Origin of the sequence: Clostridium sp. KNHs214 (assembly GCF_000744935.1) — a bacterium.
GTDB lineage: Bacteria > Bacillota > Clostridia > Clostridiales > Clostridiaceae > Haloimpatiens.
Genome location: NZ_JQMW01000013.1, coordinates 330,756 through 345,262, shown reverse-complemented (window position 1 = coordinate 345,262; position 14,507 = coordinate 330,756). Strand labels below are relative to the sequence as shown.

The following is a 14,507-nucleotide window of genomic DNA, read 5'->3' as shown; positions in this document are numbered from 1 at the left end:
ATGTTGGATTTATATGTTAATAGTGAAGGAAAAAAATTAAGGTGCGGATATACTACGGGTTCTTGTGCAACAGCGGCAGCTAAGGCGGCAACTATGATGCTTTTTAATAATGAGGTTTTGGATAATGTAAGAATAGATACTCCAAAGGGAATTGAACTTTATTTAGAAATTAAAAAAATTGAAAGAGGGAGAAACTTTGTTCAATGTTGTGTCATTAAGGATGCGGGAGATGATCCGGATATAACTGATGGGTTGGAGATATGGGCCAGAGCTGCGATTAGAGAAAGTGGTTATATTCTAAAAGGCGGTAAGGGTGTAGGTATAGTTAAGAGCCCTGGACTCTATGTACCTGAAGGAGAATATGCTATTAATCCAGTGCCAAGAAAGATGATAGAAAAAGAAGTTAGAGATGTACTGCCTCCGGAAAAGGGAGTAGAAATAACTATATTTGTACCTAAGGGAGAAGAAATAGCGAAGAAAACATTTAACCCTAGACTTAATATAGTTGGGGGGATATCCATACTTGGAACCACTGGAATTGTTACTCCTATGTCAGAGGAAGCCCTTAAGGAATCTATTGCCTTGGAAATAAGTCAAAAGGTTAAAAGTGGACAAAAAGATTTAATCCTTTTGTTTGGAAATATGGGCGAAGATATGGCTAAAAAACTCAAACTTAATGAGGAAGCTATGGTTATAATGTCTAATTATGTTGGATTTGCATTAGATAGCTGTGTTCAACAGGGGGTTAAAAATATTACAGTAGTTGGCCATGTAGGGAAATTAGGAAAAGTATCTGCTGGTTGCTTTAACACCCATAGCAGAGTTAGTGATGTAAGGTTAGAAGTGTTAGCATTAGAAATTGCATTAATGGGAGCACCAGTTGAACTTGTGAGAGAAGTTTATAGCCAAAAAACCACAGAAGGAGCCGTAAATCTTTTGTGGGAAAGAAGTAGAATGTACAAGGAAGTCAGGGACAGGTGTGATGAAACTGTTGAGAAAGTTAGGGACAGGTATAGTGAGGCTGTAACTGAAACTAGAGAAAAGCATAATGAATTAGCAAGTAATGGTAAAACTCCTGGGGATGATTCTTGGAATTTTACTGAGTTGTTCCAGAATATCTGTAACAAGATAGTGCATAGAATTAAAACTTATACTCACGATAAAATTTCTCCAGAGGTAATATTATACTCCATGGATATTGGTATATTATATGATACAAGAAGGGGTAAAAACAATAAAATTGAAAGAAGGATAAAGGGGAAGGAATAATAAATACATAGTTCAATTCTATAAGGAGGACTTTATGATTTACATAGTAGGTATAGGGCCAGGTCATAAGAATTATATAATTCCTAAGGCTATAGATGTGATGGAAAAAGCTAATATTGTGTTAGGATTTAAAAGGGCTATAGAAAGTCTATATTTTATAGAAAACAAAAAGGTCGTAGTAACAACTTTAAAGGAAATAATTGAATACATAAATAATAATTGTGATGAAGATATAGCAGTAGCGGCTTCAGGAGATCCCTGTTATTATGGGATAACTAATTATATTAAAAATAATTATAGAGGTAAGATAGAGATAATACCTGGAATAAGCTCTTTTCAATATATGATGAGCAAAATAGCAGTTCCTTGGAATGAAGCTTTTACTGGAAGTATGCATGGTAGGGAAGAGGAATTTGTGGATGTGGTAAGAAGTCATAAAATATCTATTTGGCTTACAGATAAAACAAACGCACCCAATGTTCTTTGTGAGAGATTATTAAAGGCGAGATTAAATTTAATAGAAGAAAGTGAGAAAGCATCAGAAACAGCAGGGACAGGTATAATAAAATACACAGAAGCAAGTAAAACAGTGGGGACAGGTGTAATGAAATATACCCAATCAGGTAAAACAGCAGAGAAAGGTTTAGAAATTAAGATTTACGTTGGAGAAAATTTATCTTATGAGAATGAAAAAATTTCTTCGGGAACTCTTTCAGAAATGGCAAGGAAGAGTTACAGTGATTTATGTGTGGTGGTGATTGAAAAATGCATTTTATAAAAGATGAAGAGTTTATAAGAGGAAATCCTCCTATGACAAAAGAGGAAGTTAGAATTTTAAGTATTTGCAAAATGAGCTTACAAGAAAATTACAAAGTTTTAGATATAGGAGCTGGAACGGGAAGTATAAGCATTCAGTGCAGTAAAATTTGCAGTGAGGGAAAAGTTGTAGCTATAGAAAAAGAGGAAGAAGCTATAGAAGTTATGGAGCAAAATAAGAAAAAATTTAACTGCACAAATTTACAGCTCATTAAAGGTGAGGCTTTAGGTGTTATAAATAATATAAAAGATGTGTTTGATGCTATATTTATTGGAGGCAGCGGTGGAAACATTGAATGTATCATAAGTAGATATAGCAGTAAATTAAAAGAGAATGGAGTTATGGTTTTAAACTTTATAACAATAAGTAATTTATATAAGGCGATGGAGTTTTTAAACAAAATTGGGTACAAGACAGAATGTACTCAAGTAGCTATAAGTAAGGTTAAAGGCAAGAGTGGTATGATTATAGCTAACAATCCAATTTTTATGCTCGTAGCTAATAAAAGGTAATCAAATTAGAAAAATAATAAGGTTTAAAAGATATAGTTCAAGAATTAGTAAAAAATGTACGAGCTTTATAGTAATATTAAAGCAATAGGGACAGGTATTGCAAAAAAATTAAAAATACATTTTAAAAAGTTCAATAATTAAAGTTCATTAATAGAAAGTGAGGATTTTAATATGGCAAAATTATATGGCATAGGTGTTGGTCCAGGAGATACGGAACTTTTAACTTTAAAAGCTGCTAGAATAATACAAAATTCAGACATTATTGTGGTGCCAAGTGCCAAAAATGGTGGAAAAAGTATAGCATATGAGACTGTTAAGGAATTTATAAAAAAGGATGCTGAGGTTTTAGTTATGCATTTCCCAATGGGAGGACCAGAGCAGAAAATAAAAATTAGAGAAAATGCTAAAGAAGTTGAAAAAAAATTGAGTATGGGCCAAGATGTTGTGTTTTTAACCATAGGAGATCCATTTATATTTAGTACTTATACTTATCTTCTACAGAATTTAAAAGATGATGGATTTGAAGTGGAGACTGTTCCAGGAATAACTTCATTTTGCGCTTGTGCTAGTGTTGCAAATGAATATTTAGTAATAGGCGATGAACCTTTATTAGTACTTCCAGCTACTAGATTAGATACTGTTAAAGGTCAAAAGAATTTAGCAATAATGAAGGTATATAAGATAGAGGAAAAGGTATTAGATTTCTTGGAAAGCAATGCTTATGATTATGTTTACATTAAAAAGACTGGAAGAGAAGGACAAGAAATTATAAGAAATAGAGAAAGAATTTTAAATAACAGGGAGTATATGAGCTTGATAATAGCACATAAAAAATAATAATTGTTAAAGAGACAAGTTTTCGTAAATGAATGGAGGAGTTAAAATGGTATATTTTATAGGTGCAGGACCAGGAGATGTGGACTTAATAACAGTTAAGGGAAGAGATATTTTAACTAAGGCAGATGTGGTAATATATGCGGGCTCATTAGTAAACAATAAGCATTTGGAATTTTGTAAAGAGAGTACAGAAATATATAATTCCGCTTCTATGAATTTGGATGAAGTTATTGATGTTATAAAGAAAGCTGAAGAAGAAAATAAGTTGGTTGTAAGATTACATACTGGAGAGCCTTCAATATATGGAGCAATCAAGGAGCAAATGGATGAGATGGATAAATTTAATATAACATATAAAGTTATTCCGGGGGTTAGTTCTTTTGCAGCAGCAGCATCAGCTATAAAAAAAGAATTTACACTTCCTAATGTTTCACAAACAGTTATTCTCACTAGAGTAGAGGGAAGAACTCCTGTACCAGAGAAAGAAGATTTGGAGAATTTAGCTAAAATAGGAGCATCTATGGCTATATTCTTATCTGTAAGCATGATAGAAAAAGTAGTAGAGAAATTGAAAAAAGGTTATGGTAGGAATGTACCTATAGCAGTAATAGAAAAAGCTAGCTGGCCGGATGAAAGAATAGTTGTGGGTACATTAGATGATATAGCTACTAAAGTAAAAGAAGCAAATATTACTAGATGTGCTCAAATACTAGTAGGAGATTTTATTGATTGCGAATATGACAAGAGTAAATTATATGATAAAAACTTCTCACATATGTTTAGAAAATAGCAGAATTATTATAGAAAATCAAGGGACAGGTGTTGAAAATATTCAGAAAAGAAATATTCAGGGACAGGTCTAATATTATAAAGAAAAATTTAGCGAGAAAAACGGGCATACATGTTAGATAAGATTTTGTGAAAGTAAAGGGATTTTATAAATGTCTTAAAGGTATTAAAAAGGGGTACTAAATATGAAAAGTGTTATAGTGAGTGTTACTAAGACTGGAGATGATATTGCAAAAACTATATCTTCTACTATGGAATGTTATGTTTATACTAGAGAAATGGTTGTAAAGGAAGGAATAAATAATATAGCTAGAAGCATAATGGGAGAGTTTCAAAATATCATATTCATATCTTCTACGGGAATAGCTATTAGATCCATTGCACCTTATATTAAATCTAAGGACAAAGATCCAGCAGTAATAGTAATTGATAGTAGTTCTAAATATGTAATAAGTCTTTTAAGCGGACATATAGGAGGAGCTAATGATTTAACAATAAAAGTTGCAGATATTATTAAGGCTCAACCGATAATAACTACGGCCACAGACAACTTAGGCATTTTAGCACCAGATATTATTGCTAAAAAATATAATTTAGTCATTGAAGATTTGAAGAAAGCAAAGGATGTATCTGCAAAATTGGTGCATGGTGAAAAAGTCATATTTTTAGATGAGGAAGGCTTCATAAAAACCCCTAGTGGATATTTAAACTTAGAGGAAGTTTCTTCTCTAAACAATAAAAAAGTAGATAAAAATGATAAAGATGATAATGAAGTATTTTTTCAGCTGAGTAAATTAGGATTTCATGATTTCCTTAAGAAAAATAATATATCAGGAGTAGTTGCAGTTACTAATAAAAGCAATTTTATGGATCTAGTAGATATACCAGTATTGAAGCTTATAAGGAAAAATATTGTTGTGGGCATAGGATGTAGGAAAAACTATGACAAAGAAAAAATGTTAAGTATAGTTCGTGATGAATTAGAAAAATTAAATATAGATTTAAGAGCTATAAATTCAGTTGCTACTGTGGAAGTAAAAAGAAATGAAACTGCTATAAGAAACCTATCAGAAATACTAAATGCAAAATTAAAGATATTTTCAATTCAGGATATAAGAAAGGTTCAGCATAAATATCGAGGGAGCGATTTTGTTGAAAAAACCATAGGGGCAAGATGTGTTTGTGAGCCATGTGTAGAGTTGGCTGGAGGAGAAACTTTTTTGATGAATAAATTAAGTAAGGATGGCATGACTTGTGCCATAGGAAAAAGGGCTTAAAATGTGGTAAGAAATATAAGCAGTACAAAAATACGGGGCTAATAGAAAAATTAAAAGGGACAGGTCTTTAATATTATATATAACGAGAGGAGAAAAACATGGGAAAGCTTTATGTAATTGGAATGGGACCAGGTGGAATTGAACATATGACTATAAAAGCTAGGAAAGCTATAGATGAAAGTGATGTTATAATAGGATACACTAAATATATTGATTTAATATCTCCATTGATACAGGATAAAGAGGTCTTTTCTACAGGAATGAAGGGGGAAATTCCTAGATGTAAAAAGGCTTTAGAATTAAGTAGAGAGAAAAAGGTTGCAATAATAAGCACCGGTGATGCTGGTATATACGGAATGGCAGGTCTTATACTTCAGATGAGAAGTGATGAAGTTGTTGAAATTATACCAGGAGTTACGGCCTCATCAGCAGCGGCATCTATTGTTGGAGCACCTCTTATGCATGACAACTGTAACATAAGTTTAAGTGACTTATTAACGCCATATAATCTTATAAAAAAGAGAGTGGAATTAGCTGCACAAGGAGATTTTATAATATCTTTGTATAATCCTAAAAGTAAATCTAGACCAAATAATTTGGCAGAGGTATTAAATATTGTTAGAAAGTATAGAAATGGAAAAACTCCAGTGGCTGTGGTAAAAAATGCTTTAAGAGATGGCCAGAAAACATATATTTTCACATTAGATAATTTTGATGATAGTGTGGTTGATATGCTTTCAATAGTTATAATAGGAAACAGTCAAAGTTATGTTAAAGATAATATTTTTATAACTCCTAGAGGATATGAAAATAAAGAAGAGTATAAGTTATAATAACATGAATGTAGGTGAAATAAATGATAGGGCTTATAGTTGGAACATCAGAAGGTAAAAAAATAGTATCTATGCTAAACGGGTTCACAGAAGATTTGTTTATTTCTACTGCTACTAAATATGGTGGGGAGCTTTTAGAAAATTATAAATATAAGGTTTTGAATTCATCACCATTGAATTTACAACAAATTATTGAAGTTATAAAGCTTAATAATATTAATATTTTTATAGATGCATCACATCCATATGCCCTAGAGGTTACAAAAAATGTGGTAAAAGCATGTGATGTATGTAAAATACCATACATAAGGTATGAGCGTCCATCAGTAGTAGAAAAATATGAAAGCTATGAGAAATTGATGCAAGTAGATACATATGAAGAGATATATGATTGTCTAAAAAATGTTAGAGGAAATGTATTAAACACTAGCGGAAGTAGAAATATGGATAAAATACTGAGGTTGGGGTTAGAAAATAGAATAATACATAGGGTTTTGCCATCTTTAAAGGTCATGGAAGAATGTTTTAATTTAGGTGTTAAGGTAGACGACTTAATAGCTATAAAGGGGCCTATAAGTTATGATTTAAATTTAAATTTTATAAAAGAATATAATGCCAAAGCCATTATTATGAAGGATAGTGGAGTAGAAGGCGGAACAGGGGAGAAGTTAGAGGCAGCCATTTGTGCAGGTATTTATGCCATTGTGATTAAGAGAAGTAATAAGAAATTAGATAAGGTATTTAGTAGCATTGAAGAGATGATAGTGTATATTAGGAACATTCAAATAAATAATAAGTCAGTATGATAGTATGTTTTGCGACATACTGCGTCAGCAAAACCCGCCAATAGTCCTAACTAGCTTCCTTGTCCGATAAAAAAATATACCAGCATCTTTGAATTGTTATTTATTCCCACGTACTTTAAAATATTTATAGTGAAAATAAGTAATTAAGAAAGTAATTGATAAATTATTAAATAAACTTTTTTAATTATAAAATTACTACTTTAAATTGAAAATTAAGGAAAAAGTTGCTTTGATAGCTTTTAATGAAATGTAGAAAGTTTGAAAAAATTCCTTAAATTAAGTAGCAGGAGGATATCAGTATGAGCAGAGTTAACAATGGTAAAAAAGGAATTCTTGTGGTGAGTTTCGGCACTAGCTATGAAGAAACAAGAAAGCTAACTATAGAAGCTATAGAAAATAAGATTAAAAATAGCTTTCAGGGATATGAGATTAGAAGAGCATTTACTTCTGGAATTATAAGAAAAAAGATTAAAATAAATGAAAATAGTTATATCGATAGTACTAAGGAAGCTTTAGATAAGATGAAAGCTGATGGATTTAATGAAGTTATAGTTCAACCATTGCATATAATTCCTGGTATAGAATATGACGCAGTAAAAGAAACTATTTATGGGTATAAAAATTTGTTTAAAAAAATAATAATTGGAACCCCGTTACTTTATGAAGAAAAAGAATATGAAGAAGCAGTAAGTGCTTTAAAAAATCAAATGCCAACTATGAAAAAAAATAAGGGCGTTGTTTTAATGGGGCATGGAACCACACACTATTCTAATGCTTGTTATGCATTGTTGCAGTACATATTAGAAGAAAGTGGACTTGAAAATGTATTTGTAGGTACTGTGGAAGGATACCCTACTTTAGATAATGTAATAAGAAGACTTAAGAAGAATAAAATAGATAATGTAGTACTAATGCCATTTATGTTAGTGGCTGGAGAACATGCAAATAATGACATGTCTGGGGATGGAGAAGATTCATGGAAAAGCATATTAAAAAACAACGGAATTCAATCCACTGTTTATCTTCATGGGTTGGGTGAAAATTTATCTATACAAGATATATATATAGAAAAAATTAGAGATTTAATTTTATAGAGCTTTAGAAATTACAAGACCTGTCCCCAGATATCTAGGGACAGATCCCAACGAATTAGCGAAAATTTACCAGGAATTTATCAGGGACAGGTCTGAGTTATTTGTGAGTTATTTGTAAGGTATTTGGAGTATTTAAAATATATTGTGACCATTGGGGGGAGATTAGTGAAAGGAATAGTTATAGGTTCAAATAAAAGTGGTGGTGGAAAGACCACTTTTACTTTAGGATTGATGAGAGCGCTAATGAATAAAGGATTTCAAGTACAAGGATATAAAGTAGGGCCAGATTATATAGATTCAGCGTTCCACTCCACAATTACAGGCAAAGCCTCTAGAAATTTAGATATTTTTCTCATGGGAGAAGAAGGTGTTAAGGCAAGTTTTTCTAGAGGTAATGCAGATATTGCTGTAGTAGAAGGAGTTATGGGTTTATATGATGGTAAAGGAATAAATTCTGAATATTCCACTTCACATGTAGCAAAGTTATTAGATTTACCAGTGGTTTTAGTATTATCTCCTAGTGCACAAATGGCAACTTTATGTGCGGAAATAAATGGCATATTAAATTTCGATAATGTAAAAGTATGTGGAATAATTTTGAATAATGTAAGTGAATCCTATTATAGAATATTAAAAATTGCAATAGAAAGTAATTGTAAAACTAATGTGTTTGGATATATACCTAAGGATGATAGATTAAGTATAAAAAGTAGACATCTCGGGTTAATACAGAGTAGTGAAATAAGTGATATTAACAGGAAAATAGATATTTGTGCTGAATTAATACATAAGTATGTGGATTTAAAAGCTCTTATAGAAAATATGAATGATTGTAAAAAGTATCAAGACAATTTTCACGTAAAAAATAAAAATATGAGAACAGCTGTAGCTTATGATAGAGCTTTTAGTTTTTATTATAAAGAGAATTTAGAGATGTTAGAGGAAATGGGAGAGGTTACTTTTTTTAGTCCCATTGCTGATAAGAAGATTCCTGAAAATATAGATTTTCTATATATAGGTGGTGGATATCCAGAAGTTTTTATTGATGAACTTTCTCAAAATACATTCATGCTAAATAGTATTTATGATAAATTAAATAGTGGACTTAAGTGTTTTGCAGAGTGCGGGGGATTAATGTATTTAACTAAGGGACTAACTAATGAATATAAAGAAGATGAGCTTAATAAGTATATGTTTAATAATTATAGCGGGATAAATATTAAGGAAACTGTTGGATTTTTCAATGGAGTAAGTTATATGACAAAGAGGCTCCAAAATTTTGGATATGCACAAATTGAAGTAAATGAGGAAAATAGTATAGTTGCTAAGAAGAGTAAGATAAATTGTCATGAGTTCCATAGATCTAAAGTAAATTGTAGTGAAAAAAAAATTTATAAGTTGCAAAAAGAAACAATTACAGGAGAAATAAAGCAGTGGGAATGTGGATATGTTAAGAATAATACATTGGGAGCGTATGCGCATATACACTTTTTTGGAAATAAGAACTTTTTTAAGTAATATTTTTATAAAGAGTTTTTTTCCTTTTATAATTTGTAGAAATTACTTTTTTGTTGTATAATTTTTTGGAAATAAAATTTAAAGTGAAAATTTTATATTTTAACTAAGAAGTCCACTTTGGTTTAAACAAGTAGAGGGAGAGTTGAATTATGCAAATTATATGAAATTAGGTGGTAAAATGAATTATGTTTTTATTAGTTTAGAAGAGAAAGGCAATGCTATAGCGGAAAAATTAAATATGTTTATTGGTAGTGATGTTTATTACCATTATGAATTAAAAGATTTTAATATGATTAAAAAATTAGAAGAATTATTAGAAAAAAATCGTAAAGTTACCATTATAACTTCCTGTGAAACTTCAATTTTATTAGAAAGGTTCAAAGAAGTAGAAAATAGAAAGTTGATATTTATATATGATTATAAAAAAGATATAATGAGACCTATGGTAGGATAACAATACCTGTCCCTAACTTGTGAAAGTTAGGGACAGGTATTGTTATTTATTAAAGAAAGAGCTTAATGTGTATGAATATAAAAATTTTTTTTGAAGATAATAATAAGGAATTAATTTATAAGGAGGGAGTTAAATATGTTTGATAAACGTAATGATAGTATAGAATGTACAGTTGATGAGTGTAGATATCATTGTAAAGATGATGATTATTGTACACTAAATAAGATAAAAGTAGTAAAAAATGATATTATGGCCGAGAATCAAGAAGCTACTGACTGTGGAAGTTTTGAAATGAAATAATATGAATTTAAATATAAACTCTAATTTAAAATTGGAGTTTATATTTTTTACTATTATTTAAAAGTGTGAAGTTAAAATATAAACTTTTAATTTAATGCATATTTATTTTTATTACATAGCATTTATTAAAGAATTAAATAGTATTTATTTAGTAAGGACACTTAAATCATAAAATATAAATAATAATAGAATAATGAAAGGTAGGTGAAAAAACTGCTTTGTAGTAGATAAAAGAAATTTGTAAGTAACAGCTAAAAATATGGTTTACAATACTACCACTTTATATAGATTATAAGGTGCAAAATCTAGTGTTAAGATTTTTGATAGCAGAAATAAAATGAATAATAGAACTATGGGCTTTAATATCGCGGAGTATAATGAAAATATAAAATGTAGTGTTAGAGAATGTAAGCACCATGCTAAAGCAGGAAATTATTGTACGCTAACAAATATAATTATAGATAAAGAATGTTCTAATGGTAAAGAGAACTATACTAAATGTGCTAATTTTCAAAAAAAAAATCAATTGAATACTTATTATTGATATCTTTGTATCAGAATAGGAATATATGAATATTAGCAGCAAACGTTTAAATTTAATATTAGTAACTTTTGAGCACTTAAGGTATTATATCTATTAATATTTTAAGTGTTTATTTTGCAGATTGTAAGAATCTTTCCACTATGTCATTATGTTTTGTCTGAATTAAAAAAACTCCGTTATTACACAATTTATAACAATCATAAACGTTAATAATATTTAGACGTTTACCTATTTCATTATAAGTTAGGTCACACAAGCATTTTAATAGAACTGTACAGAGAGATTTAAAATTTCTATATGAATTTTTGTTTAACATATTTATTTTTCCGGAGTATATGTTTTTTTTAACAAAGTTTATTATCTTATCAGAGGTATAATCCCTAGGTATAAAATTCCTTTTGCCCATACAATTACAATTTATATCTGTAGTGCAATCGGAAGAGGAGTTATTTTCTTTTAGTGATAAAGTAAAGCTAGAAGAAAGTTTAATATTTTTAGTATTTTTTAAAAAGTTTACATATAAAATCCTAGATTTTATTAAATCTTTGCTAAATAAGCTTAGAATAAATCTGGTATTTATTAAATCGTATTTATCTTTTAGTTTTCCAAGATATATACCTAAACTGGAATAACTATAATTTTCAACACTTCCCTTATATTTCTTTATATCTTTTGGATTATTATGAATATACGTACTACAGTTTAATAAATATACTTCATCCATTATCAACTTACTTTTAAATCGATCACTAAAAACATGTCCGCTTCTATTATATTTTTTATTGTAATATAGCGCGTAGCTTAAGTTCACTCCATGCATAAATTTACTTATATCGGCACCTTTGCAATATACCAAAATATGAACATGATTATCCATTAAGCAATAAGCATATATTTCAACTTTATATATAGTCTTATATTTATTTAGAATTTGAAGAAATTTATCTTTATCCTTAGAACTTCTAAATAGATAAATTTCTGATATACTCTTTAACATTATATGATAAGTTCCTAAAATGTTTTTTACCCTAGCGAATCTGGCCATTTTTAATTCCTCCTTTAAGGTACAGCATATATTATATCTATTCCCAAAATTACTTTATTTAAACATTAATACATTTATATATAAAATATGTTTGAAGTTGGAGATTGACTAGTTAAAAGATTTAAAAATATGTTCACTATATTTTTAGGCTAATAAGAATTAAAAAGAAAACTCACAACTCAGTATTAATTGAGCGGTGAGAAGATTTGATATACATTAGAATTTTAAATAAGTATTTCCGTCTAATGGAATTAAAAACTGTAAAGGTGGATTGCCATTGGAAAGACCTATGCCATATATTGAATAAAAGCGATTTGGTTTTAGATGTATTTTAGGCACAGTTAAAATAACTTTATCAGTATCTGATAAGCGAGCTTGTAATGTATACAGAGCAGGATCTACAGTAATGTAGTCAGCTACTTCTTTATATTCTACGTCTTCGAATAATTTCGTGCCATTTGGAAGTGTAATATCTACGGGAGGGCTACTAGGTGAAAGATGAATGAATCGCACTAGCGTCTTATTGCTTGGAATTTCTTTTATTGGTTCAGAAATAAGGTCTATGGATATATTATTTAGACTTCCAATAACTGCTGCGGTAAATATCTTTTTTTCAGAAATGAAAATATTGGTATTTGTAATAGGTGTTTTTTTATTACTTGCCGGAAATACCATTAAATTATGCAAGCCTGTAGGTATAGATAAATATTCTGTGAAATTTTTGTAAGATAAGTTCTTTGCAATCAGAGCATTATCTAAGTATATATCTACAGCAGGGGTATCAGGAGAAGCATGAAGAATTCTTACATATGAAAAAAATGGGGTCTGTCTATTAAATTCATTGTAGTTATAAAAATATGGATCAAAAAACATATAAAATATCCTTTCATTATAATGCTACAATATAATTATATGAGTTGGAAGGAATTATGTTACAAACCCCATACCTGTCCCTATAAATACCGTAAAAAATTCATAACCCCATACCTGTCCCTGTAAATACCGTAAAAAATTCATTCTTAAATATTGGAGATAGAGCTTTTAAGAATAGTATAGGTTTATTTGAATGTTTTTACATTTTTAAAATTGAAAGAAGTTACTAGCAGGATTAGTGATAAGCAAATTGTGATAATTCCATTTGTCATAAAGGTTATAGAAACTCCAAAATTATTACTTATATATCCAGTTATAAGGCTTCCTATAGGAGTTGAACCTGCAAAAACTAAAGAATATATGCTCATTACTCTTCCACGATATTCATCATTACAATTTAATTGAACCCTTGAATTAGCAGTGGTTGAAAATAGTATGTTAAATATTCCTGCTAAGAATAGTAAAAATCCTGTAAGTATAAAGCTTTTAGAAAAACCAATTAAAATTAATGAGAATGATACTGATAAAGCGCTAAAATACAAAAGATTTCTTTTAGAACCTGATTTATTAGAGGCTGCTACCAATATTGCAGATATTAATGAACCAGCACCCATATAAGACATTAAGTATCCATATCCTTTTGAACTTTCATTTAAAACGATTTTTGCTTGAAGAGGTATCAAAACATTATAATTCATAATGAAGGTTCCAACTACGCCTATAAGTATAATTGTTCTATATATTTTTGGATTTTTGGATATATATATTAGCCCTTCTTTAACTTCCTTAAATAAATTTTTATTCAAGTTTCTTTTAGAATTAGTATTTTTTATTTTCATATTATATATACCATATATTAAAGGTATGAAACTAAGTCCATTTAAAAAAAAGCACCATGTAAAACCAAGTATATGTATCATAAGACCAGAGATAGCAGGACCTATAAGTCGTGCAGCATTAAAAACAGATGAATTTAAAGCTATAGCATTTAAAAGGTTATCTTTTCCTACTAATTCTATCATAAAAGATTGTCTAGTGGGCATATCTAAAGTATTAGCGCAGCCAAGTAATGTAGCAAGAATTAATATATGCCAATATTGCACCTTGTTTGTAAATACTAGTAAAGCAAGAATCAATGCTAATATCATCATTGCACTTTGAGTAAAAACAAGAATCTTCTTTTTAGGAAGTTTGTCTATGACTGCACCAGCAAATAGTGAAAATAAAAGAACAGGAGTAAACTGTAGTGCATTTACCAAGCTTAATTTAAAGGGTGAATTAGTAAGGGTAAGAACTAGCCAAGATTGACCAGTATTTTGCATCCATGTTCCTATTAATGAAACTATGGAACCAAGCCAAAAATATCTGAAATTTTTATGTGTTAGAGCTGGAAAATAATCTCTTAATTTGTTTTTAATATTCATATTTAATCACACTCTCTATACATTAAAATAGTAAGCACAAGTCCCTTTAAAGTTGTATAAAGTTGCAGGGACAGGTCTAAATATATCAGGGACAGGTCTTGATAATGTTTGCTTT

Annotated in this window: 15 protein-coding genes and 1 pseudogene; 13 read left to right on the top strand and 3 right to left on the bottom strand. The window is 29.6% G+C overall.

The genetic code is table 11. From position 1 onward, the window contains the following. From cbiD to CC89_RS17075, 13 genes and pseudogenes are all read left to right on the top strand, one after another. A pseudogene (gene cbiD / locus CC89_RS17130) lies at positions 1-1,008 on the top strand (cobalt-precorrin-5B (C(1))-methyltransferase CbiD); the annotation flags it as partial. Positions 1,009-1,303: 295 nt separating this feature from the next. Next, positions 1,304-2,047 (top strand): precorrin-6y C5,15-methyltransferase (decarboxylating) subunit CbiE, encoded by a 744-nt coding sequence (gene cbiE / locus CC89_RS17125; protein ID WP_035294257.1) that lies wholly within the window; start codon positions 1,304-1,306, stop codon positions 2,045-2,047. Next, on the top strand, positions 2,035-2,598 hold the full coding sequence (cbiT, locus tag CC89_RS17120) for a precorrin-6Y C5,15-methyltransferase (decarboxylating) subunit CbiT (RefSeq protein ID WP_035294255.1): 564 nt from the start codon (positions 2,035-2,037) through the stop codon (positions 2,596-2,598). Before cbiE ends, cbiT begins: the two co-directional genes overlap by 13 nt. 171 nt (positions 2,599-2,769) lie before the next feature. Next, the gene (locus tag CC89_RS17115) at positions 2,770-3,435 is read left to right on the top strand and encodes a cobalt-factor II C(20)-methyltransferase (RefSeq protein WP_035294253.1); all 666 of its coding nucleotides are present in this window, start codon (positions 2,770-2,772) and stop codon (positions 3,433-3,435) included. A gap of 46 nt (positions 3,436-3,481) precedes the next feature. Beyond that, complete coding sequence (gene cobM, locus CC89_RS17110) at positions 3,482-4,225, top strand: precorrin-4 C(11)-methyltransferase (protein WP_035294250.1); 744 nt, start codon at positions 3,482-3,484, stop codon at positions 4,223-4,225. A 184-nt stretch (positions 4,226-4,409) separates the two neighbouring features. Further along, entirely contained in the window at positions 4,410-5,501 is a 1,092-nt protein-coding gene (gene cbiG, locus CC89_RS17105) for a cobalt-precorrin 5A hydrolase (RefSeq protein ID WP_035294248.1), read from the top strand. A 98-nt stretch (positions 5,502-5,599) separates the two neighbouring features. Then, a complete protein-coding gene (cobJ, locus tag CC89_RS17100) occupies positions 5,600-6,334 on the top strand; it encodes a precorrin-3B C(17)-methyltransferase (RefSeq protein WP_035294246.1) in 735 nt (244 codons plus the stop codon). A 23-nt stretch (positions 6,335-6,357) separates the two neighbouring features. Next, on the top strand, positions 6,358-7,140 hold the full coding sequence (locus CC89_RS17095) for a cobalt-precorrin-6A reductase (RefSeq protein WP_035294245.1): 783 nt from the start codon (positions 6,358-6,360) through the stop codon (positions 7,138-7,140). 299 nt (positions 7,141-7,439) lie between these two features. Continuing rightward, positions 7,440-8,234, top strand: a complete 795-nt coding sequence (locus tag CC89_RS17090; RefSeq protein ID WP_035294243.1) for a sirohydrochlorin cobaltochelatase — start codon at positions 7,440-7,442, stop codon at positions 8,232-8,234. A gap of 165 nt (positions 8,235-8,399) precedes the next feature. After that, entirely contained in the window at positions 8,400-9,752 is a 1,353-nt protein-coding gene (locus CC89_RS17085) for a cobyrinic acid a,c-diamide synthase CobB (RefSeq protein WP_035294241.1), read from the top strand. Positions 9,753-9,912: 160 nt separating this feature from the next. Continuing rightward, complete coding sequence (locus CC89_RS17080; RefSeq protein ID WP_185750793.1) at positions 9,913-10,206, top strand: hypothetical protein; 294 nt, start codon at positions 9,913-9,915, stop codon at positions 10,204-10,206. 135 nt (positions 10,207-10,341) lie between these two features. Beyond that, positions 10,342-10,506 (top strand): DUF1540 domain-containing protein, encoded by a 165-nt coding sequence (locus CC89_RS20120; RefSeq protein ID WP_081897100.1) that lies wholly within the window; start codon positions 10,342-10,344, stop codon positions 10,504-10,506. 337 nt (positions 10,507-10,843) lie between these two features. Then, the gene (locus CC89_RS17075; RefSeq protein ID WP_035294238.1) at positions 10,844-11,050 is read left to right on the top strand and encodes a DUF1540 domain-containing protein; all 207 of its coding nucleotides are present in this window, start codon (positions 10,844-10,846) and stop codon (positions 11,048-11,050) included. A 109-nt stretch (positions 11,051-11,159) separates the two neighbouring features. Here the strand turns inward: CC89_RS17075 and CC89_RS17070 are convergent, their stop codons facing one another. The 3 genes from CC89_RS17070 to CC89_RS17060 form a co-directional block, all read right to left on the bottom strand. Continuing rightward, on the bottom strand, positions 11,160-12,095 hold the full coding sequence (locus CC89_RS17070; RefSeq protein WP_035294235.1) for a transposase: 936 nt from the start codon (positions 12,093-12,095) through the stop codon (positions 11,160-11,162). Between the two features lie 216 nt (positions 12,096-12,311). Next, the gene (locus CC89_RS17065; RefSeq protein WP_035294232.1) at positions 12,312-12,968 is read right to left on the bottom strand and encodes a DUF4397 domain-containing protein; all 657 of its coding nucleotides are present in this window, start codon (positions 12,966-12,968) and stop codon (positions 12,312-12,314) included. 185 nt (positions 12,969-13,153) lie between these two features. Next, on the bottom strand, positions 13,154-14,392 hold the full coding sequence (locus CC89_RS17060; RefSeq protein WP_035294231.1) for an MFS transporter: 1,239 nt from the start codon (positions 14,390-14,392) through the stop codon (positions 13,154-13,156). Between the last annotated feature and the right edge of the window lie 115 nt (positions 14,393-14,507).

What these genes read in the sequence shown, in the direction of transcription:
- cbiT (WP_035294255.1), top strand. Translation starts at nt 2,035, where the DNA reads ATGCATTTTATAAAAGATGAAGAGTTTATAAGAGGAAATCCTCCTATG.
- cobM (WP_035294250.1), top strand. Translation starts at nt 3,482, where the DNA reads ATGGTATATTTTATAGGTGCAGGACCAGGAGATGTGGACTTAATAACA.
- CC89_RS17080 (WP_185750793.1), top strand. Translation starts at nt 9,913, where the DNA reads ATGAAATTAGGTGGTAAAATGAATTATGTTTTTATTAGTTTAGAAGAG.
- cbiG (WP_035294248.1), top strand. Translation starts at nt 4,410, where the DNA reads ATGAAAAGTGTTATAGTGAGTGTTACTAAGACTGGAGATGATATTGCA.
- CC89_RS17115 (WP_035294253.1), top strand. Translation starts at nt 2,770, where the DNA reads ATGGCAAAATTATATGGCATAGGTGTTGGTCCAGGAGATACGGAACTT.
- cbiE (WP_035294257.1), top strand. Translation starts at nt 1,304, where the DNA reads ATGATTTACATAGTAGGTATAGGGCCAGGTCATAAGAATTATATAATT.
- cobJ (WP_035294246.1), top strand. Translation starts at nt 5,600, where the DNA reads ATGGGAAAGCTTTATGTAATTGGAATGGGACCAGGTGGAATTGAACAT.
- CC89_RS17095 (WP_035294245.1), top strand. Translation starts at nt 6,358, where the DNA reads ATGATAGGGCTTATAGTTGGAACATCAGAAGGTAAAAAAATAGTATCT.
- CC89_RS17075 (WP_035294238.1), top strand. Translation starts at nt 10,844, where the DNA reads ATGAATAATAGAACTATGGGCTTTAATATCGCGGAGTATAATGAAAAT.
- CC89_RS17070 (WP_035294235.1), bottom strand. Translation starts at nt 12,095, where the DNA reads ATGGCCAGATTCGCTAGGGTAAAAAACATTTTAGGAACTTATCATATA.
- CC89_RS17090 (WP_035294243.1), top strand. Translation starts at nt 7,440, where the DNA reads ATGAGCAGAGTTAACAATGGTAAAAAAGGAATTCTTGTGGTGAGTTTC.
- CC89_RS17060 (WP_035294231.1), bottom strand. Translation starts at nt 14,392, where the DNA reads ATGAATATTAAAAACAAATTAAGAGATTATTTTCCAGCTCTAACACAT.
- CC89_RS20120 (WP_081897100.1), top strand. Translation starts at nt 10,342, where the DNA reads ATGTTTGATAAACGTAATGATAGTATAGAATGTACAGTTGATGAGTGT.
- CC89_RS17065 (WP_035294232.1), bottom strand. Translation starts at nt 12,968, where the DNA reads ATGTTTTTTGATCCATATTTTTATAACTACAATGAATTTAATAGACAG.